Source organism: Candidatus Palauibacter sp. (assembly GCF_965261555.1).
Lineage (GTDB): Bacteria > Gemmatimonadota > Gemmatimonadetes > Palauibacterales > Palauibacteraceae > Palauibacter.
Genome location: NZ_OZ253465.1, coordinates 510,091 through 531,021, shown reverse-complemented (window position 1 = coordinate 531,021; position 20,931 = coordinate 510,091). Strand labels below are relative to the sequence as shown.

Sequence of the window (20,931 nt, the reverse complement as noted above, 5' to 3'; positions counted from 1 at the left end):
GGAGGCTCGCGATGCGCGTTCGCTTCTCGTCCCTGTTCTCGTCGGTCGCGGCGGTCGCGGCCTTCACTTCCCACACCGCCGTCGCGCCGGCCCCGCTCGCCTCGCAGGAAGGCCGGCCGCTCGAACTCGCGGACTACTACCGGTTGAAGGACGCGGGGAGCCCGGCGCTCTCGCCCGATGGATCGCGCGTGGCCTACGTCGTGACGTCGGTCCTCGAGGAGGAGAACCGTCGCCACAGCGAGATCCGGCTCGCAAGCGCGGACGGCTCCGGGGAGGCCACGCGGGTGACGAGCCCGAGCTTCAGCGCCTCCGCGCCCCGCTGGACCCCGCACGGCCGCCACCTCGTCTTCACGTCGAACCGGCCGGACCCGGGCGGATCGGGCGCCGGGAGCACGTGGTTCCTGCGCATGGACCGGCCGGCCGGCGAGGCGTTCCGGCTCGAGGGGCTGCGCGGCTCGCCCGTCTTCAGCCCGGACGGCCGCTGGATCGCCTTCACCCGGCCCACGCCGCCCGGGCCGCCGCCGGAGCCGTCCTACGCCTCCGACTTCGAGCGTCGCACGGTGGAGCGGTTCGACGGACGCGAATACGACTGGATGAACTATCGCTTCGACCGGCGGGGCTATCTCCCGGATCCGCGCGATCCGAACGCGACGCCTCCCCGCGAAGTGTACCTGCTGCCGGCCGAGGGGGGAGAAGCGCGGCAGCTCACGGAACTCGGCTTCGACGCCTCCGGGCTCGCCTGGAGTCCGGATGGCCGGCGGCTCGCGTTCACCGCGGACTCGCACCAGCGCGATGAACACTCGTACGAGCGGTCGGATCTGTGGGTCGTCGACCTCGACGGCGACGTGAACCGGCTCACGGACGACGGATACAACTACTCCTCCCCGGCGTGGTCCGCCGACGGCGCGCGGCTCGTCGTCCGGGGCAACGAAGGCCTCGACATCATCATCGCGGAAGCGCGCGACCGCGGGGCGCCGAACGACCTGTTCGTGTTCGACGCGCAGAGCGGGCAGAGGCTCCGCAACCTCACGGCGGAGTGGGATCTCATCCCCGGCGGCCCCACCGTGAGCGCGGACGGCGGGCACGTCTACTTCTCCGCCGGGATTCGCGGCAACACGCACCTCTTCCGCGTCGCCGAGGGCGGGGGACCGGTCGAGCAGGTGACGGCGGGGGACCGCCGGCTCGGGAGCTTCTCCTTCTCGGAGGATTTCTCGCGCGTCGCGTTCCGGGCCACGGCGCCGACGGAACCGGGCGATGTCTGGGTCGCGGACGTGGGGGCCGACGCGGACGACGAGGTGCGGCTGACCGAGGTGAATGGCGACCTGCTCGCCGAGATCGAACTGTCCAGCCCGGAACGGCTCTCGTTCCGGAGTCCCGATGGGACGGAGGTCGAGGGCTGGATGCTCCCGGCGCGCGGCTACGCCCCCGGGCAGGGCGGATTCCCGATGGTCCTCCAGATGCACGGCGGACCGCACGGGGCCTACGGGAACACCTTCTCGTTCGACCAGCAGCTCCTCGCGGGACGGGGCTACATGGTCCTGTTCACGAACCCGAGGGCCTCGACCGGATACGGCGAGGACTTCCGCTGGGGGACGTGGGGCGGCTGGGGCTTCAACGACTACGACGACGTGATGGCGGGCGTCGACCACGCGATCGAACGCTACGAGATCGACACCGCGCGCATGGGCGTGACCGGCTATTCCTACGGGGGATACCTCACGAACTGGGTCATCACGCAGACGGACCGCTTCGCCGCCGCCGTCGCGGGGGCTTCGATCTCGAACTGGGTGAGCGACTACGCGGTGGCCGATATCCCGCGCACGAAGGAGAGCGAGTTCTATGGTCCGCCGTGGGAGGAGCGAGGACTGGAGAACCTGCTGCGTTCCTCCCCCATCATCCACGCGAAGGGCGTGACGACGCCGACCCTCTTCGTCCACGGGGAATCGGACCACCGGGTGCCGATCGAGGAGGCCGAGCAGATGTACGTGGCGCTCCGGAAGCAGCAGGTGCCCGCGAAGTTCGTGCGCTACCCCGACTCCTACCACGGGGGATGGACCCCGTGGCGCATGGTGCACCGGATGTGGGTCCAGCTCGAATGGTGGGAGCAGTGGCTCCGTTCCTCCGCGACCTCCGATCAATGAGCCCGGCCGCGAGCCGCTCCGGAGGCCGATCCGTGCGCCGCCTCCCACAACCGCAACAACAGCGCGGCGGTGGCGTTTTGAGCCGGGTGGGCGCGCTCGCGGCGGCCCTGCTGCTGGCGGCCTGCGCGACGGGGCGCGGTCCGGATGCGATGCCGTCGGCGGCGGTCGCATCGCCGTCCGCCGCGCCCGCTGCCCCAGCCCCCGCCGCGCCCGCGACGCCCTCCGCCGGAACGGCGCTCTTCAACGATTCCCACTTTCATCTCCTGAACTACGTCCAGCGTGGCCCGACGGCGCGGGAATTCCTGGAGATGACCGACGGGCGGGTGGGGCGCGTGGCCATGTTCGGCATCCCGCTGCAGCAGAAGTGGGACTACTTCCTGTCGGGAGACCGGGCGCCGGACTACTACCTGCGGTCGAACGCGGACCTGTACTACTACTCGTTCGTGGACGCGGTCATCGCCCGCGAGTACCTGTCGCTTCCCGAGGCGGAGCGTGGCCGGGTCGATCCGATGATCACGGGCTTCAACCCGACGGACATGTACGCTGCGGAGCACATCGAGCGCGTCCTGCTCACCTTCCCCGGCGTGTTCGCGGGCATCGGCGAGTTCAGCATCCACAAGGAGTTCGTGTCGTCGAAGGTGTCCGGCCACGCGGCGAGCCTCCGCAACCCCGCCCTGGACCGCATCCTGGACACCGCCGCGGAGATCGGGCTCGTCATCATCCTCCACTGCGACATCGACAACGTTCGCCCGGGCGATCCGCCGGACTTCGCCGCCGAGTTGCTGGAGCTGTTCGCGGACCACCCGGACGCGACGATCATCTGGGCGCACACCGGCCTCGGCCGCTTCATCGCCCCCGCCGAGGGGCATGTCGCGGGGCTCGACCGCATGCTCTCCGACCCGCGCTACGACCACATCGCCCTCGACATCTCATGGGACGAGGTGGCGAAGTACGTCGTCCGCGACGAAGCGAGCCTCGAGGCCTGGACCGCGCTCATCGAACGCCACCCCACGCGCTTTCTGTTCGGCACCGACGCCGTGGCCCCCGCCGACTGGGACGCCTATGTGCGTAACCACGCGGTGTACGCGCCGCTGTGGGAGCGCCTCGACCCCGCGGCCCGAGCCCAGGTCGAACGGCTCAACTACGAGCGCATCTTCGACGCCGCGATCCCCCGCGTCCGCGCCTGGGAAGAGCGCCGGCTGGCCGGCCGTAACGGAGGCTGAGCCCCGGGTCCGATCCCCCGACGGACGCGATATGCCCCCTTTTTTGGCATACGTTGCAAAAGGGGTATCTCATTATGTTGCAAGTAACCCATCTGATCTCTTTGCAAACAGCCTGTTTCATTGTGTTGTAAATCCCATCGTAAAAACGTTGCAAATCCACGATCGAGGAGTTAGGGTGTGACATGATGAGCTGTTAACATCGGGCTTTTCCACCTTCAACGTTAGATACCGTGTCGGCAACCATGAGTGTCACGACCAACACCTATGTCCCGCGGATCGCGGAACGGGAGCTGCAGTCATGCCTTGAAGCCGCAGGCGCCGTTCTGATCGAAGGCGCGCGCGCCTGCGGCAAGACGGAGCTGGCCAAACACGTAGCGGCGAGCGCCGTGTTCCTCGACGTGGATCATGCGATGCGGGAAGCGATCGACTTCGATCCGGCGTTGGCCCTCGACGGCGAGACGCCTCGCTTGATCGACGAGTGGCAGACAGCGCCCGCCATCTGGAATCATGTACGCCGGGCGGTCGACTCTCGCGACGGGCGCGGACACTTCATCCTCACCGGATCGGCCGTGCCGCCCGATGACATTACGCGACACACCGGGGCCGGGCGGATCATCCGCCTGCATCTCCGCCCCATGTCGTTGTTCGAGCTTGGCCGATCGACGGGCAACATATCGTTGCGCGATACACTCAAGGGCGTCCCCGCACGAAGTCTCGCTGCGGAGTTGTCCGCACGCACACTCGCGGAACTCATATGCATCGGCGGATGGCCCGAATACCGCCGGTCCCCTCCCAACCAGGCGCAGCGCGCGAACTGGAACCATGTGCAGGACATATGCCGAACCGACCTCCAGCGCGTGGACGGCATCCGCCGCGACCCCGATCGTGTTCTCCGTTTGCTGCGTTCCCTGGCCCGAAACGTCGCTACGTGCGCTTCGCTGGCCACCATCGTTCGAGATACCGCCGGACCGGGAGGCAGGCTCGGTGAAGAAACCGCTCGCGGTTACCTGACGGCCCTGGAGCGCCTCATGGTCGTGGAGAACCAGCCTCCCTGGTCGCCCCGGTTGCGGTCGCGGTCGCGACTGCGCCGCTCGCACAAGCGGCACTTCGTCGACCCATCTCTCGCGGTGGCCGCGTTGCGGGCCGGCCCCGAGCATCTCCTCCGTGATTTCGAGTGGTTCGGGTTCCTGTTCGAATCGATGGTCGTGCGGGATCTCCGGGTCTATGCACAGGCCATGGACGCCGATGTGTACCACTACCGCGACAACACCGGCCTCGAAGTCGATGCGATCGTGGACGCCGGGCCGGATCGGTGGGCCGCGTTCGAGATCAAGCTGGGGACGGGCCGGATCGACGACGCCGTCCGCAGCCTGCTCAAGTTCGCGGACCGCGTCGACACGGACCGCTGCGGGGAGCCGGCCGCGCTCGGCGTCATCGTCGGGACCGGATACGGGTACAAGCGGCAAGACGGCGTCTCCGTGATTCCCATCGGCGCGCTCGGACCCTGATGACGACCTGCTCGTCGTTGCGCTGCACCTTGACTTGTGGCGCTGTAGGAGTTCGATTTCGGAATCGCCAATTCCGATTTGCGACGCAAAATGGAACTTGTACGTCGATTTTTCGAGATTCCGAAGCAGAGCTTCTTCCTGTTCGGTCCGCGTGGCACCGGCAAATCCACCTGGCTGCGCGAACGGCTGCCGGACGCGCTGTACCTGGACCTCCTCGAACCCGCCCTGCACCGCAGGCTGAGCGCCCGGCCCGAGCGGCTCCGGGAAGCCCTTGCGGGCGCCCCCCGCAGCGCAAACGTCGTCATCGATGAGATCCAGCAGGTGCCGGAACTGCTCACCGTCGTCCACGCCCTCCTGGAGGAGCCATCGCCTCCGCGTTTCGCTCTCACCGGATCCAGCGCCCGAAAGCTCCGCCGGGGAGGAGTGGACCTGTTGGGTGGCCGCGCCCTGCACCGGACGCTTCATCCCTTCATGGCGTCCGAACTCCCCGACTTCGACCTGGAGCAGGCGTTGACGCTCGGGCTCCTGCCCCTCGTTCTCGCTGCGAGGGACCCGGCGGGCGTCCTGGACGCGTACGCGAGCCTGTATCTCGAGCAGGAAGTCCGGGCCGAGGGTCTGACCCGGAACGTCGGGCAGTTCGCGCGGTTTCTGGAGGCCGTCAGCTTCTCGCACACTTCACAACTCAACGTGGCGTCCGTGGCCCGCGAGTGCGAAGTCGAACGCAAGGTCGTGTCGTCCTACATCGGCATTCTCGAGGACCTGCTCCTCTCGTTCCGGCTTCCGGTGTTTCGGAAGCGGGCCAAACGGGCGACTGTGGTGCGGGAGAAGTTCTACCTGTTCGATGCGGGCGTCTTCCGGTCGCTGCGGCCCCGGGGTCCTCTCGACCGGCCCGAGGAGATCGATGGTCAGGCGCTCGAAAGTCTCGTCGCCCAGCATCTGCGTGCGTGGGCAGCCTACTCCGGATTCGACGTCCGCATCTACTACTGGCGGACGCGGGGTGGGTCCGAGGTCGATTTCATCGTTTACGGAGACACGGGATTGCATGCGTTCGAGGTGAAGAATACGGGCCGGGTGGACTCTGGCGATCTGCGAGCCCTGAAAGCCTTCCGAAAGGACTATCCGGAGGCTGAGGCGGCCGTGCTCTATCGGGGCGACGAACGCCTGCGCGTGGGCGAGGTCTGGTGCCTGCCGGTCCGGGATTTCCTTCGCAATCTCGTCCCGAACCAGGGGCCGCTGGTGTGGTTGTGAACAGGAAGGTCCGCTGGCGCCGCTGGCTGCGGGAGGCGCGCGAAATTTACGAGGGGCTGTACATCGCCCCCTACCGCGCGACGATCCACCGCGAGTACCTGCGGCAGCACGACGCGTTCATGCTGATGGGCTTCTCCGACCTCCTCGGCGTACCGAACCCGGTCCAGTTCTACATGCTCGAACTCTATCCGTCGCTCATCGAGGAGTTTCACGAGTGGCACGTCCGGGTCGGGATGGAGCGCGGGCCCGAAGGCGGCTTCCGCTGTTGCTGAGCGACGAAGGTTCGCAGCGGGCCGCAACGCCGTCCGGGGCGGCGCCGCGCGCGCGTACGCGGACCCCGCTGCCGTTTCCCGACCGCCCCGTGCTCTTCTTCGGCGGCAAGGGCGGGGTGGGGAAGACGACGATGGCGGCGGCCGCCGCGCTGGACATGGCGGCGCGCGGGCACCGGACGCTCCTCGTGTCCACGGACCCGGCGCACTCCACCGCGGACGTGCTTCAGGCGGAGCTGGGAGACCGGCCGCGGCGGGTCGCCGACGGCTGCTGGGCCATGGAGGTGGACCCGGAGCGCGAGGCCGACCGCTACATCGACGCCGTCAAGGAGCGCGTCGCGTCCGCGGCCCCGCCCCGCCTCCTGGGCGAGGTCTATCGGCAGATCGACATCGCCCGCGTCTCCCCCGGCGCCGCCGAATCCGCCCTCTTCGACCGCTTTACCCGCATCCTCGAGGACGAGGGCGGCGACTACGACCGGGTCGTCTTCGACACCGCCCCGACGGGACAGACGCTCCGGCTTCTCTCTCTCCCCGAGTTGATGGCGACGTGGATCAGCGGACTCATCCAGCGGCGCAGGAAGATCGGGGCCCTGGCGCAGATGTGGAAGAACGTCACGGGCTCCGAGGAGGTCCCGACGCCGGAGAACGATCCTCTCCTCGGGGCGCTCGAGGCGCGGCGCGATCGCTTCCGCGCGGCGCGGCGCATCCTGACCGACTCCCGGCGGACCGCGTTCGTCTTCGTCGTGATTCCCGAACGTCTGCCGATCTGGGAAACGGAGAAGGCGGTCGAAGCCCTCGCGAAGCACGATGTCCCGGTGGGGGCCATCGTCGTGAACCAGGTGCTCCCGGCGCCGGCCGCCGGCGCGGGCGACGATCCGTTCCTCGCCGCGAGGCGGGAACGCCAGGCCGCCTATCTTGCGAGGATCTCGCAATCTCTCGGAGATTGGCCCGTCCTCCGAGTCGCCCTCCTCGACTCCGATCCGGTGGGGGTGGGCGCTTTGAGGCGGATTCCCGTCGAACACTAGTCGATGCCTGAAACGGACTGCTGGGAGGTAACACGATGAGCGCGATCGTCCTGCTGGTGATTGGTCTCTCGGCGTTCCTGACCGGTGTCCTCATCTACTCGCGCTTCATCGCCGGCAAGATTTTCAAGCTCGACCCCGACTTCGTCACGCCCGCGCACGAGTTCAAGGACGGCGTCGACTACGTGCCCACGAACAAGCACGTGCTCTTCGGGCACCACTTCACGTCGGTGGCGGGGGCGGCGCCCATCGTGGGACCCGCGATCGCCGTGATCTGGGGCTGGCTGCCCGCGTTCCTGTGGGTCGTGCTCGGAACGGTCTTCGCGGGGGCGGTGCACGACTTCAGCGCCCTGTGGATCTCGACCCGCCACAAGGGACGGTCGATCGGGACGCTGACGGAGTCCATTCTCGGCCAGCGCGCACGGGTCCTCTTCCTCCTCATCATCTTCTTCCTGCTCCTGATGGTGAACGCGGTGTTCGCCGTGATCATCGCGAACCTGTTCATGGCGAACCCGGGCGCCGTGGTTCCGGTGTGGGGCTCGCTCGTCATTGCGCTCATCGTCGGGTTCCTCATCTACCGCACGGGGACGGGAATCCTCATTCCGTCGCTGGGGGCGCTGGCGACGCTGTACGTGCTCATCTGGTTCGGGCAGGACATGCCCTTCACGCTCCCCGACTTCATCGGCTTCAGCCCGACCGAGGCGCAACTCGCCGCGGCGGGAGGCGATGCGGCCGCGGCGGGAGAGGCGGCGGCGGCCGATGGGCGGCGCGTGGGATGGATCACGATCCTGTTTGCCTACACCTTCGTCGCCTCGGTTCTCCCCGTGTGGCTGCTCCTGCAGCCCCGCGACTACGTGAACGGACACCAGTTGTTCGTCGCGCTCGGGATCATCAGCCTCGGCGTGCTCGTGGTGAACCCGGAGGTCGTCGCGCCCACGGTGAACACGGAACTGCCCGCCGATACGCCGGGCTGGCTGCCGCTCCTCTTCATCACGATCGCCTGCGGGGCGATCAGCGGCTTCCACGGCCTCGTCGCCTCGGGAACCTCATCCAAGCAGTTGGGGAAGGAGACGGACGCGCGCTACGTGGGCTACGGCGGGGCGATCGGGGAGGGAACCCTTGCCGTCACCTCGATCATCGCGTGTACGGCCGGCTTCGCGATCTACCTGAGCCGGGACGTGGGGGCGGCGCAGGGGCTCGTCCTGTGGCAGGAGCACTACAGCAGCTTCGAGGCGGCAACGGCCGGCGCCACGACCGCGTTCGTCAACGGCGTGGGCGTGCTCGCGGGCGGTATCGGGATCCCCGAGAGCGTGGCGGTGATCTTCGCCTCCGTCGTCGTCATCAGCTTCGCGGCGACGACCCTGGATACCGCTATCCGACTGCAGCGCTACATCATCAGCGAACTCGGCGTCGAGTACAACGTGAAGGCGATCCAGAACCGCTGGGTTGCGACCGCGATCGCCGTCATCAGTTGCGCGCTCCTGGCGCTCTCCGCGGACCGCGGCGCCGGCGGCATGATGATCTGGCCGCTGTTCGGCACGACGAACCAGCTCCTGGCCGGCCTTACGCTCCTCATCGTGTCGCTCTTCCTTATGCGGCAGGGACGCCCCTTCTGGGTGACGATGATCCCGATGAGCTTCCTGCTGCTGATGACGACGTGGGCCATGGTCATCAACCTCGACCGCTTCTTCGGCACGAACCAGTGGCTGCTGCTCGTGATCGGAGCCGCGATCTTCATCCTCGAGATCTGGCTCCTGCTGGAGGGCGCCGCCGCCATCCGGAGAGTGCGCGCGGCGAGGGCGTCTGGAACTTGAGGATCAGACCCTCATGGCTTCCGCGGCTAGGTGTAGATGCCAAGGACGTTGGTGACCCTCAGCTCGACGAGTCGTTGCATGGGTGTGAGCCGTCCGATGGCGGTGTGTCTTCGCCTCAAGTTGTAATAGCGGAGCCAGACGCGGAGCACCCTGGTCCGCACGCGCGAGTGCGGATAGGACCGGCCGTAGGCCCACTCCGTGAGCGAGGTGCGGATGAAGCGCTCCACCTTGCCGTTGGTCCTGGGCGTGTACGGGCGGGTGAAGATGTGGCCGATCCCGAGCTCCCGGAGCGTCCGCCGGAACCGTTTCGACCGGTAGCAGCCCCCGTTGTCGGTCATGAGCTGGCTGATCTTCACCCCCTGCCGCTCGAAGAAGGCGACCACCCGCAACAAAAACGCCACCGCGTCCTCCTTCCGTTCGCCGGGCAGCACCTCCCCGTAGGCGACTCGCGACGCGTCATCGACGGCTGCATGGTAGTACTCCCACCCCGCTCCCTTCACCGTCTTGCTCCGATCCCCGTCGATGCGGTGCCCCGGGCGCTCGATGCGCGCGAGTTTCTTGGTGTCCATGTGCACCAGAGACCCCGGCCGCGACCGTTCGTAGCGCACCACCGGCTCCGGGGGCGCCAAGCTCTCCAGCCGGTTCAGACCGAGCCGCCTCACCTCCAGCGTCACCGTCGAGATCGGCATCTTCAGGTGATCGGCGATCCGGGGACCGCTCCAACGCTCCCGCCTCAACCGCTCGATCCGGCGGCGCTGCTGCCGAGGGATCCGGTGCGGATGCCTGTGCGGCCTCGAACTCCGGTCCCGAAGCCCCGCCTCTCCCTCCTCCCGGAACCGCTTGAGCCACTTGTACACGGTCCGGCGACTCACTCCCATCTCCCGAGCCACCACTCCGACCGGCTCCCCGTCCTCGATCCGCCTCACCAGCACCGCTCGCCCCGCGGGCGTCAACTTCGCATTCTTGTGTACGTTCACCGGATCCTCCGACGAGTAGGGTGTGAGCTCCCTGCCAGGAACTCTCAACTTACTCGTCGATCCGGTGGACAACGTCCTTGGCATCTACAGCTAGGGTTCCATCGGCAAGGACGGCTAGGGCTCTGAGGATGCGTGCGTCTTGGTAACCCACTCGACGGAGCGTGAACTTTGAGAGTCGCTGATGCGATCGAGCTGATGACGAAGGGCCTTCTGCAGCGCGTCGTCGACAGCTTCACAAAGGACTTCCCAAAGTCGGATGAGGAGCGGGCGAGAGAGATCATTCTGCGGAACAAGGGTGAACTGACCGATCCGCGGAGAATCGAGGCGGTTCTCAGTTTCGATGGTCGCCTTCAAGATCAGATCCGCCAGACCTGTGTGCTTGAGGCCCTCATCGGTGCACCTGACTGCACCGCGTCCGAACTGGACATCGTGGAGAACGTCACAGAACTCCAACAGCAAGTGCTTGATGCTGCCGCTTCTCCCGATGCGCTCCGTTACGAAGATGCGCGGTCCGTGGAGGTGTTTCGGACCGTCATGAAGGTCGCGCTGCGGGACGCAGTCGTGACCAACCAGGAGCTGGAACTCCTGCGAGTGCTGCGCGAGAGCCTGGGTTTATCGCCCCTGGCCATGCGGATCATCCAGGCCCAGTTGGATCATTTCCCCCGGAAGGGGAACCTTCTGCATACAGCAGCGGAGTGCCGGGAGTCTCTGCTCAATCTTCAACGCTGCGGCATCGTCTTCTACTGTAACCGTGCGAATGGCGGCTTGTATGTGATTCCCGAGGAGGTGGCTCCGTCGGTTCGGCGCGTCTTGGGCATCGAATTGGGGCCTCAAGCTTGGGAAAAACTGCTCTCCAACCTCACGCTGGTCCAACTGGCGACGATCCTCCGCGCGGAAGGCATGCCGGAGTCCGGTAAGAAGGAAATCCGCGTCGAGAGGGTGCTCTTGGCAGGCGTAAAGCCGAGCACCGCGCTGACGCGCCTCTCGAACGAAGACTTGTACCAACTTTGCGCGTCGGTGCCAGGCCTGAAGGTGAGCGGCAGCAAAACCACGAGGATCAAAAGGATCATTCGTCACTTCGCAAACTTGGTGATAAGGGATGTCGCCGACGAGACACCGCCCGGTGAACTCTACTACAAGTACCTCGTCGAGTTGGCGGCCCGCGATCGCGCGAACCTGTTGGCGAATCGAGTCATCGCAAAGGATCGGGAGATTGAGGGCGCCTTTGAGGAGGGCACGCGCTATCTCTTCCGCGAAAGACTCGGCCTGGAGCTACAACACATGGAAGGCACCGATCACGCGGATGGGTGTATCGTGTTCGGGAAGAACAAGGAACTGCTTCTCTGGGACAACAAGAGCAAGGAGACCGTGTACTCGTTTCCCCCGAGCCACCTAAGACAGTTCAAACGGTACATCCGTGATTCAGAGAAGAGAGTCTCCTGCTTCCTCATCATCGCCCCCTCCGTGGCTGACGATGCCTTGGGTAACGCCCTTCGCTTGAAGTCCGAGTCAGGATCGGATACCGACATCGCGCTCATCGCCGCAGAGGATCTTGTATGGCTGGCGGAAGAATGGCGGGGGCGTAGCTCGCGAGAGTCGTTCAACCTGGAGGTTTTGAACGCGACCGGCATCCTCACGCGCCCCATACTCGATCAGCGTATGCGGCTCTTCTTGTAACGGCGGGACTTGTCCCGCATACAACAGGCGCTTGCCTTTGCAGCGCCGTGGCCTCCGACCCCCCCCAAAAAAAGACGGCTTCGCCTGGCTCAGGCGTTCAGGATGTCTCGTATGATCGCTTCGTGATGGCGGTGGTGGAGGTGGAGGAAGCGTAGCCATTCGGCGGGCGTGAAGTGCCCCAGAACGTGATGCGGGAGCGTATGCCGGCACGCGTCCAGTTCCGCCAGCTGCGGCTCGAGGCTCGCTGCCAGATCACGCAACGCCTCGAACCCCTCCCGGACGTCGGCAGATGGCAGGCCGTCCGGTAGAGTGAAGTCCGGGGCGGGTCCGCGGCCGCGCGGGATCGAACCACGCGCCAGGAGTGCCACTCCAATCTCCCTCGGGAACTGCTCTCTCGTCCCGGGGTTCGGTGCGGCCAGAACCTCAACCACCCAGTCCAGCACCTTCCGGTCGGAGAAGAGCAGGTGCTCGAGGTGGTCCTGTACGCTCCATGCAGAGACTCCGGGTGCGGAGACGGCCAGACGGTCAGCGTCAGCGGCTCGTTCAAGGCAGCCCTGGATTCCGACGCGGACTCCGGCGAGGGAGTCTCGCGCGGTGTAGGGATCGGAAAGACGATTCACGCTGCTGCCGCGGACCCCGATCCTGTCCCCTACCAGTTCATGGAGAGGTTGAGCATCAGGCTGTTCGCCGGATCCGGACCGGCGCCGTAGGCGTTCCGGCCGGCCTCGACGTTCAGCCAGAGGCCCGAACCGACGTTGAGACGTCCGCCCAGGTGGTAGCCATGGAGGCTCTGCCCCGATGTTTCGAGCGGCATCAGTGCTACCGGACCCTGGAAGTGGCCTCCGCCGAACTGTCCCGGACCCGGCTGTTCGGACAGCACCAGCCTTGCGTACGGCGTGAAGACGCCCCGGCCCGCCAGCGCGTCGATGCCGTATCCCACCTCCGCATCGACTCTCCGGCTGCCGTACCCGTACCCGTTCGGCGTCAACGCGGTCGCCCCCTGCGCCCACAGCCGCGCCAGGCCGCTCGCCGTCGATCCCCACGAGGGGCTCACGCCGAGCGACAACCCCCGGCCCCCGCCCTGCGGGTTGAGGGTGAGGGATCCTCCGAGCCCCCACTCGTCGTAGTCGCTCTGTTCGTGGGCCACGAGCTTGCGGCCGTGCACGGAGATCGTGAGACCCCGCTCGAGATCGAGGAAGGTCAGGGCACCGCCCAGTTCCATGCCGAACCCGGTCTCCACGTCGCCCCCGTCGCGGCGCATGCCGACGCGAAGCTGCGGCTGGACCACCTCTCCTCCGGTGAGCGTGTATCCCGTCGACGTTTCGAGCATCAGCCGGACGCGACTCACATCGGCGGTGAGTTCGCTCCGTCCCTCGACCTCCTCCGAGCGCATCTGCGCCACGAAGCCGTCCGACCGCAGAGCGAGCGCGAAGTCGCGCGGATCGCCGGTCCCCACAAGCTCCCCGCGCGCCCCAAGGCCGACCATGCGCATCGAAATGTCGCTCGAGGGGTCCTCCTCGCCGCCGCCCGAGAGGTTCAGTCGGCCGAACCCGTACCCGAGCACGCCCCAGAGCGAGAGCCGCTCGTTGAGCGCGAGCCGCGCGTACGGGAAGGCGCTGGTCAGCGACGTCGTCACGTCGCCGACGTCATCTTCTCCGGCCCGCCCCAGTTCGAAGCCGCCCGATCCCATGCTGCGGGACAGGGCGAGCCCCGCGAGGACCGATCCGAACCGGTAGTCGGCCCCCAACGCGGCCGTGACGACTTCGCCGTCGTGGAGTCCGCCGTCACCGCCGCTGGAAAACCGCATCATCTCGCCGGCGCCCCACAGCGAGTAGTTGCCGCCGCCCCCCGCGTCCTGCCCGGGGGAAAGCTGGAAGGATGTCCCGCCCACGAGGCCGCCGACGGATGCAGGCAGGAATGCGGTGGGCGCCACGCGGCCGGTGCCTGCGGAGCCCGAACTCCCCTGGCCCAGCCCTGTGAAGCCGCCGAACAGTCCGCCTTGAGCATTCAGCGCGGCGAGATCGATCGTGCGCCCGCCGACCGTGAGGTCGTCGGATCCCGGATGCGAAGGCGAAACCCGATTACCGATCATCTCCATCGCCTGACTCGCCACCGAGCGGCCGAACCGGTCGAGCCAGTCCGCCGCCGCCATCTCCGCCTCGGCGGTCGAGAAGTTCCGGTAGAACCCGGCGCCGACGATGAACTCGACCCCCTGGAAGACGGGCAGGTCGCTCCGCAGCGAGACCGCGTAGCTTACCTTGGGGGTTCCGGTGTCCTCATCCCCCTGAACCGTCGGATCGTCCCAGAAGTACTCGACGAACCCCCCGCCCCCCTGGGCGACGGCGATGACCTCCCTGACGAAGGGTCTCCCCTGGAGGTCCGTGTTGTCGATCGCCGTGCGGCCCTCACGCCAGGCGTCGGCGCCGTGGAAGATGACGTACCCTTCGGGAGTGAAGATGAAGAGATAGATGGGGCCGGACTTGAAGTGTCCGCCCTCTTCCCTCAGCACGCCCTTCCATTCGTTGGCGCGCTCGAACCCGACCTGCCCAATGAGGTCTCGCAGCCAGACGACCGACCCGTCCACGAACTGCTGGAGCGTCTCCCTGTCGACCACGTCGGCGGCGGAGACTTCGGGAAGCGGAACGGGAGGCAGCGGCTGCCCGGCGCCCGACAGATCCTGGTAGTACCCGCCCACCACGACCAGATCCACTCCGGCCACCGGGGAGAAGTGCTGGAGCGCGTAGCTGTCCTTGCAGCGGGGGTCGTTCGGGTCGAAGGGATCATCCCAACACCACTCCACGAACCCGCCGCCCGCCGCCCCGGCGGCGAGGATTTGCTGGACGACGGGGTTCCCGTTGTCGTCCAGCACCCCGTGCACGTTCTTGCCGTCGAGGTTCGGGTCTTCGCCGTGGATGAACACCTGACCGTCGGTGGTCAGGAAGATCAGGTACATGTTCCCGACGTTATAGTCGCCGCCCTCCGTCCTCACCGCCTGGATGAGTTGGGATCCCTGGTTGATGTCGGTGATGGCGGCGGCGACGGACGCTGCGTAGGTCACGAACCCCTGCAGGGTCTCGCGGCCCACCACCTCACCGGCGGTGACCTTGGGCACCTGTGCGTTGACGGCGGGCGCCCGGAGTGCGGCGGTGGTCAGACCGAGTAGCGCAAATAGCAGCGTGGGAGCGCTGGTGACTCGCATGGCATCTTTCCTCGGCTCCGGAAAACGGACTCCGGCAGGCTGTCGGAGCGAGTCGCGCCTGGCGTCAGGGGTCGAGGTCGACCTCGATCTCCACGGCGCCCATGTCGTCAGTCGCGAGTTCGTCCTCGCCCGTGGGCATGCCGTTAATCTTGAACATGTACGTGACGACGTCCAGATACTGCTCCACGGGCATACCGCCCGGGTTGTCCTCCGGCATCGTGGCCACGATCTCGTCCACGAGGTCCTTCACCGAGGCGCCGATCCACGACTGGATGAACGGTCCCCCGAAGTCCTCCTCGAAGTGGCACTCGGCGCAGATGTTCCAGAAGACGTCTTCGCCCCGCGTGGCCTGTTCCTCGTTGAACACGCCCTGGGTCGTGCTGAGCGTGGCCGCTGCCTCCTCGGCCTCACCGTCCTCGCCACCCTCCTCCTGGCCCGCGAGGCTCGAGGCGCCGAGGATGACCGCGACCGCCGTCACCCAGACCGACGCGCGAATCCCTCTCCACGGGACAGCGTTCCGAAGGCGGTTCGAGATGTCGTTCGATATGTGCATCGGGTTTCCTCTGCGTTGAACGGGTCCGGGAACGCCCCCAACCTGAATTCCGAAGCCGGGGCGGAGCAAGTATGCGACACTACACAGGTACGCGCTCCTACGAGCTTCCGCCGTCCGTCGTGACGGCCTCCTCCTCTTCCGATTCGTCGTCGTCCTCGGGCGGCCGGGGGCGGTTCATGCGCAGCGACACGCCGCCGAAGAAGGAGGAGCCGGAGCGTTTCACTTCGTGCTCTCCCTCGTACAGGTAGTCGAGCAGCGCCTCGTTCCACGAGAGTCCCGCCTTCGCGACCAGCTCCATCCACGGGCCGTACGCCGTCTCATCGGGGGCTTCCGTCGTGCCGGACCAGATCGTGATGCGGGAATCGAAGCCGAACCGGGATTCGCCGCTCGATCCCTTGAGCGGCATCTCGATGAGCACGCTGTCCGTCATCGGGAGGCGAAACACGTCCGGGTCGTATGCGGCGCCGTAGCGGCGATAGCGTTCATAGGTGCGCTGGTTCATCTCGAACACGTCGCGGTTGGAGTTGATCCCGCGCGTGATGTAGTCGCGGATCTCGAATGCCGCGTCCCGGTGCCGGGGAAAGTCGGGGCTGTCGACGTACCCGAACCCCGGCATGAACCAGCCCTTGTTGAAGCCCCAGTTGCGCTCGGTCACGCGGCCGCGCCGCACGAGTCCGGAGAATTCGCTGAACAACTGCACGACCTGGTGGGAGGGATACCCGTGCGGATTCAGGAAGATGTCGGGCAGCCAGCGGCCCCACAGCCGGTTTCGGACGGGCGCCTCGGGATAGATGGGGTGGTCATCGCGGGATCCCGTCATCACGTCGATTCCCAGCGACGCCAGGTAGCCGGCGTGCAGTATGAAGTCCGGCGTGATCCGGTACAGGTCGTACGCGAGCTGGGCGCCGTCGGGGTTCGTGAACGGGTGGATGATGACGTTCACGTCGTCGAGCTTCGCCCGCTGTGCGGGGTCCGTGAGGAGGAGTTCCGCGTGCCGGAGGACGTGACTGGTCGAGGAGACCTCGTTCGCGTGCTGCCGCGCGGAGTAGATGACCGTGGGCTTGAAGGTCGTCGCCTTCACGCGAGACCAGTGTGAAGCCGCGACCGGGGGCATGAGATCCGCCGCCCAGATGTCCCTGCCCAGGTAGGACTCGCCCGCCTTGTACATCGTCACTTCCTCGAAGGCCTCCGCCATCCTGGCCAGGATTCCGTGGCCTTCGGGCGGCGGCATCGGCGTCTCCCACTGGACGAGGCGTTCGCCCCCGTAGCTCCAGCCTTCGGGCAGGAGGCCGCGCCAGTCGGGCGGTGGCGACGGCGTGCCGTTCGCCGCCAGTCGGGCGGTCCGGCGGGACTCCGGGTCCTGTTCGTGCGTCCATTCGGCCCAGACTTCGAGGGAACCGAGGCCGGCCCAGGCCAGCGAGGAGGCGTAAAGGCCGCCCGCGCGCAGCGCCTCGATCTCGCGTACCGTGGCCTCGACCTGTGCGGCCGAGACCATGTTTCGGTCAACCTGCCGCGGCGAGGCGTAGTTCAGCAGGCTGTCGCGCATGTCGGCGTCCGTGTCGACGCGAACGCGCAGCCCGAGGTGCGCGATCCCGGGCTCGCCCGCGCGCACCACGGCGAGCCGCGCGGAAGGCCGTTCGAGACCGGTCTTCGGGATGTCGAGCCGCATCGTGTCCGCTGCGCCCGCCGCATCCTCGAAGGCGACGACGACCGCGGGCCGGGACACCGCAAATCCCGTGAAGCTCAGGCGGAGTTCCGCCGGCCGACCGTCGCCCCGCGGCCGCATGATCGGGAGGATGCGCCCGGGGAAGGTGAGTCCCTGGCCGCGCGAGTTCCGGCCGAGGACGTCGAAGAACTCGATCGTCCCGAAGTAGATCTCCTCGTGGAGCGCGTCCATCGGGGCGTGAATCTCGTTGTCGATCTCGAGCCGGTAGTTGGGCTCGCTCATCTCGAGTTCGACCGTGAGTTCCCCGAAGTAGGGCGCGTCCGCGTCCCCGCCGTCGGGAATCCCGTCGTGCCGGTCCATCACATAGTCGTAGATCGCCGGCAGAACGACGCTCTGGTAATGGTCCCAGAAGGCCTCGGGGTCGGTGACGATGCGTTCGTCGGCGAGCGTGCGGTCTCCCGCCGCAGCGTGGATCCAGCCCGTCGTCACGCGGACGTGCTCGTAGTCCCGGAAGCGGTCAAAATACGGGCGCATCACCCGTCGGGGATCGAAATCGCCGGACAGGATCTCGTCGCCGCTCGAATCCGTGACCGTCACCTCGTAGGTCGGTCCGTCGGTCGTCTGCTCGAAGCGGATCTTCTCCAGTTCGAGGCCGAGGTCGCGCGCGAAAACCTCGTCGATGGGGAAGATCTCGTGCAGCCAGCGGACGGGGGTGTGAATCGCCTGCTGGGGCCAGTCCGCCGGCGGATCGTTGCGGCGGAAGCGGATGACGATCTCTCCGATCTCACCGGGGTCCCGGCCCGCGAGTTGCGGCAGGATCACCTCTTCGAGCCAGGAATAGCCCTGCTTGAAGGCGGAGAGGACGCGGACCTCGACCGCGTCGGCCGGCGCCCCCGCTTCGATGAGGGCGTCCCGGGCCTCCTCCTCCAGTTGACGGCGGATTCCCGGCGGCTCGCTCAGGCGGGCCTCCACCCGGATGGGGCCGCCGGCCGCGGCGGATGCGGCTGCCGGAAGCACCCGGTCGCGGAACAGCTCCCGGAAGCGGTCGACTTCCGACGGCAGGGCGAGCGTGTCGGCGAAGATCGTGGCCGCCCGCCGGACATCGCGATCATCGATCGTGACGTCGACGGCGCCATCGGAAATGCCCAGCGCTTCCGCCGCCCGGGCCTGCACGTACGCCTGCAGGCCGGGGTCCGCCTTCTCGACGGACATCAGCACGTCCGCGCGGGCGATCTGCCGGTCCGCGAGCTTGCCGGCGATGCGGCCGAGCTTGTAGAGGCCGGTCGCCGCCTGGCCCACGGGCGAGTGGCCGGACAGCGCATCCCACAGGCCGCGCTCGACGTCGTCGACGGTCGGGCGGTCGTCGCCGCGCTCCGCGATGTGCGGGAAGGTCCGGGCCAGCTGATCGAGCGCGCGCTCGGCCCCGGCGGCGTCGGCGCCGGAGACGACGAGCGCCGGTTTGGACCCGAAGGCCGCAGGGACCACCTGGATCAGCCCTTCGCCGGGGGCGAGCGAACCCGTATCGATCTTCGCGCTGTCGGCGAGCTGCCGGGTCAGGGCGTTGTCCACCCCGGCCAGGACCAGCGTGGGCCGGGCGGCGGCCCGTTCGATCGAGGAAGCCGGGGCGACGAGCGGCACGGTGATCCCGGTCGATTCGAGTCCGAGCCGCCCGGCCAGCTCGGGCAGGCCGTCGATGCCCCCCTCGCCGGGCGCGAGCATCGCGTCCACGCGGTTCGGGAGCACCCCCCCGCCGAGCAGCCCATCGGAGGTGTAGAGGTTGGAAAGGTCCATGTCGTTCTTGTCGCCGCTGCCCGGCCGGCCGGCGACGGGCCCCGGCGCATCCGGCGCCGCGCGCCCGGCGATCCGGATCGTGGGGCCGCCCGCCAGCCGCGCCTCCACCGATTCGAGCCCCGGGTAGGCCAGACGCGTCCAGGGAGCCTCCGCGTCGGTCGATTCGTCCCCGGCCTCGGCCTCCGTCGCTTCCGGTTCGCCGGCCTCGGCGGCCTCGTCGCCCGTGTCGAGTCCGCGGAGGAGTTCCGCGGCGGCGCCCAGGTTCGCCTCATCCACCTCGATCTCGGCGATCACGCGTCCCACGCCCGCCTGTCCCGCCCTGACCCTCGCCTGGGTCAGGCGCACGGCCGCGTCCGCCACGCCCCCGGCCTCCAGCGTCTCGGCGAGATCGTCCCGGACGCGGCTCAGCTCCGCCGTCGAAAGCGTTCGCGTATGCGGCAGGACTCCGGCGAACAGGCGGGCCGCGGCCTGCAGCCCTTCGTCGTCCCCGCCGACCACGAGCACCCACGTGCGCCCGCCCTCCTCGCGCACCGCCACGGCTCCTTCCCCCGAATCGAGGGAGGCGGGGTCGATGCCCGGCGAACGCAGGCCGGCGCCCTCGAGTCCGCTCCGTCCCACGACGATCCCGACCTGTCCGCCATCGGGGTCCCGGGACAGCGGCAGATCCATCGCCATGGTCTCGAACCCCAGCCGGGCGGCGACCTCGGCGCCCGCCGCCCGGGTGGCCGACGAGGGGTCGTCCCCGAGAACGAGCGCGGCGTTCACGAGATCGGGCACGCTGTCGCCGTTCGTATCGAGTACGAGCGTCCCCAACTCGAACAGCGTGGCGAGGTCCGCCGTCTGCTGGGCGGCGAGCGCGCGGGAGGCCGGAGGCGCGGCGGACACGACCGCCAACGCAAGAGCGACCGACACGGCTCTCGCCGCGGACGCAGGGGTTTGCCGCGGGCCGCCGAACGACTGCGTGCGGGGCTTCATCATGTCCCGTCCTTCCGTGATTCGACCTTCACGTCGTTCGCCAGCACGCCGACGCCCTCCACCTCCACCTCCACCCGGTCTCCGGGAGCGAGCGCCGATGTCTTCCCGGGGGTCCCCGTATAGATCACGTCGCCGGGAAGCAGCGTGAAGTAGCGGCTCGCGTAGGCGATGATCTCGGGGATGGAGAAGATGAGATCGGAGGTGCGCGCGTCCTGCACGACCTCGCCGTTGAGGCGCGTGCGCAGGCGCAGATCGTCCCACGCCGCGCCGGTCACGATCCGTGGCCCGAGCGGCCCGAACGAGTCGCTGCCCTTGGCCCTGAGCCACTGCAGGTCGTCGCGCTGCCAGGTGCGCTCGCTCACGTCGTTGCCCGCGGTCACCCCGAAGATGTGGTCCTCGGCCCCTTCCGGACCGATGTGGCGCGCCACCTGGCCGATCACGACGACGACTTCTCCTTCCGCGTGGACGACTTCCGCGTCCGGGGGAATCTTGATCGCGGCGCCCGGCCCGACGATCGAACTTGGCAGCTTGGCGAAGAGGGGGGGGTGCGCCGGCTCCGGGCGGGTCCCGATCGGGCTGTTGTCGAGGTGGCTCCGGTAGTTCAGGCCCACCGCGATCACCTTCGAAGGCGTCGCCGGTGCAAGGAGATGAAGCTCATCGAGCGGCATCCGCTTCCCGGTGCGGACCTCCCCGCCGAACGGAGGCTCCTCCAGTTCCTCCACCATGCTGCCCTCGATGATTCCGTCCGCGAGGACCTCGTCCTCCACGACCCCCCAGCGGGCGCCGCCGTCCCCGGCGGTCGCGGCGTACGTGTGGTCCGTGGCGTCCGGCGGGAGATAGCGGATGTACGCGGTCACGGCCCCGGCCC

At 67.8% G+C, this 20,931-nt stretch carries 14 protein-coding genes; 8 read left to right on the top strand and 6 right to left on the bottom strand.

Annotation, left to right across the window (positions count from 1 at the left end):
• Positions 1–11 precede the first annotated feature (11 nt).
• From ACQY5G_RS02235 to ACQY5G_RS02205, 7 genes are all read left to right on the top strand, one after another.
• Positions 12–2,141 carry a prolyl oligopeptidase family serine peptidase gene (locus ACQY5G_RS02235; RefSeq protein ID WP_428276612.1) on the top strand — a complete coding sequence of 710 codons (2,130 nt, stop codon included), beginning with the start codon at positions 12–14 and terminating at the stop codon, positions 2,139–2,141.
• Between the two features lie 86 nt (positions 2,142–2,227).
• Positions 2,228–3,364, top strand: a complete 1,137-nt coding sequence (locus ACQY5G_RS02230; RefSeq protein ID WP_428278631.1) for an amidohydrolase family protein — start codon at positions 2,228–2,230, stop codon at positions 3,362–3,364.
• A gap of 242 nt (positions 3,365–3,606) precedes the next feature.
• Positions 3,607–4,872 carry an ATP-binding protein gene (locus tag ACQY5G_RS02225; protein WP_428276610.1) on the top strand — a complete coding sequence of 422 codons (1,266 nt, stop codon included), beginning with the start codon at positions 3,607–3,609 and terminating at the stop codon, positions 4,870–4,872.
• A 90-nt stretch (positions 4,873–4,962) separates the two neighbouring features.
• On the top strand, positions 4,963–6,120 hold the full coding sequence (locus ACQY5G_RS02220; RefSeq protein ID WP_428276608.1) for an ATP-binding protein: 1,158 nt from the start codon (positions 4,963–4,965) through the stop codon (positions 6,118–6,120).
• Entirely contained in the window at positions 6,117–6,392 is a 276-nt protein-coding gene (locus ACQY5G_RS02215) for a cory-CC-star protein (protein WP_428276606.1), read from the top strand. Before ACQY5G_RS02220 ends, ACQY5G_RS02215 begins: the two co-directional genes overlap by 4 nt.
• Positions 6,386–7,414, top strand: a complete 1,029-nt coding sequence (locus tag ACQY5G_RS02210; RefSeq protein ID WP_428276604.1) for an ArsA family ATPase — start codon at positions 6,386–6,388, stop codon at positions 7,412–7,414. The genes ACQY5G_RS02215 and ACQY5G_RS02210 overlap by 7 nt, the downstream gene beginning before the upstream one ends.
• A gap of 35 nt (positions 7,415–7,449) precedes the next feature.
• Positions 7,450–9,225, top strand: a complete 1,776-nt coding sequence (locus tag ACQY5G_RS02205) for a carbon starvation CstA family protein (RefSeq protein WP_428276602.1) — start codon at positions 7,450–7,452, stop codon at positions 9,223–9,225.
• Between the two features lie 26 nt (positions 9,226–9,251).
• Here ACQY5G_RS02205 and ACQY5G_RS02200 read toward each other — a convergent pair whose 3' ends face one another.
• Positions 9,252–10,202 carry an IS481 family transposase gene (locus ACQY5G_RS02200; RefSeq protein ID WP_428276600.1) on the bottom strand — a complete coding sequence of 317 codons (951 nt, stop codon included), beginning with the start codon at positions 10,200–10,202 and terminating at the stop codon, positions 9,252–9,254.
• A 195-nt stretch (positions 10,203–10,397) separates the two neighbouring features.
• On the opposite strand from ACQY5G_RS02200, the gene ACQY5G_RS02195 reads away from it, so the two are divergent.
• Positions 10,398–11,879 (top strand): hypothetical protein, encoded by a 1,482-nt coding sequence (locus ACQY5G_RS02195; RefSeq protein ID WP_428276598.1) that lies wholly within the window; start codon positions 10,398–10,400, stop codon positions 11,877–11,879.
• An 89-nt stretch (positions 11,880–11,968) separates the two neighbouring features.
• Here the strand turns inward: ACQY5G_RS02195 and ACQY5G_RS02190 are convergent, their stop codons facing one another.
• The 5 genes from ACQY5G_RS02190 to ACQY5G_RS02170 all read right to left on the bottom strand — a co-directional run bounded on the left by ACQY5G_RS02190 (position 11,969) and on the right by ACQY5G_RS02170 (position 20,920).
• Positions 11,969–12,499: a DinB family protein gene (locus ACQY5G_RS02190; RefSeq protein ID WP_428276596.1), complete on the bottom strand. Its 531-nt coding sequence runs from the start codon at positions 12,497–12,499 to the stop codon at positions 11,969–11,971.
• Between the two features lie 29 nt (positions 12,500–12,528).
• Positions 12,529–15,078, bottom strand: a complete 2,550-nt coding sequence (locus ACQY5G_RS02185) for a cache domain-containing protein (protein ID WP_428276594.1) — start codon at positions 15,076–15,078, stop codon at positions 12,529–12,531.
• Between the two features lie 64 nt (positions 15,079–15,142).
• Positions 15,143–15,631 (bottom strand): c-type cytochrome, encoded by a 489-nt coding sequence (locus tag ACQY5G_RS02180; RefSeq protein WP_428276592.1) that lies wholly within the window; start codon positions 15,629–15,631, stop codon positions 15,143–15,145.
• 97 nt (positions 15,632–15,728) lie between these two features.
• Positions 15,729–20,066, bottom strand: coding sequence for a M14 family zinc carboxypeptidase (locus ACQY5G_RS02175; RefSeq protein ID WP_428276590.1), 4,338 nt, complete (start codon positions 20,064–20,066; stop codon positions 15,729–15,731).
• On the bottom strand, positions 20,063–20,920 hold the full coding sequence (locus tag ACQY5G_RS02170; RefSeq protein WP_428276588.1) for a fumarylacetoacetate hydrolase family protein: 858 nt from the start codon (positions 20,918–20,920) through the stop codon (positions 20,063–20,065). The genes ACQY5G_RS02175 and ACQY5G_RS02170 overlap by 4 nt, the downstream gene beginning before the upstream one ends.
• Positions 20,921–20,931 lie beyond the last annotated feature (11 nt).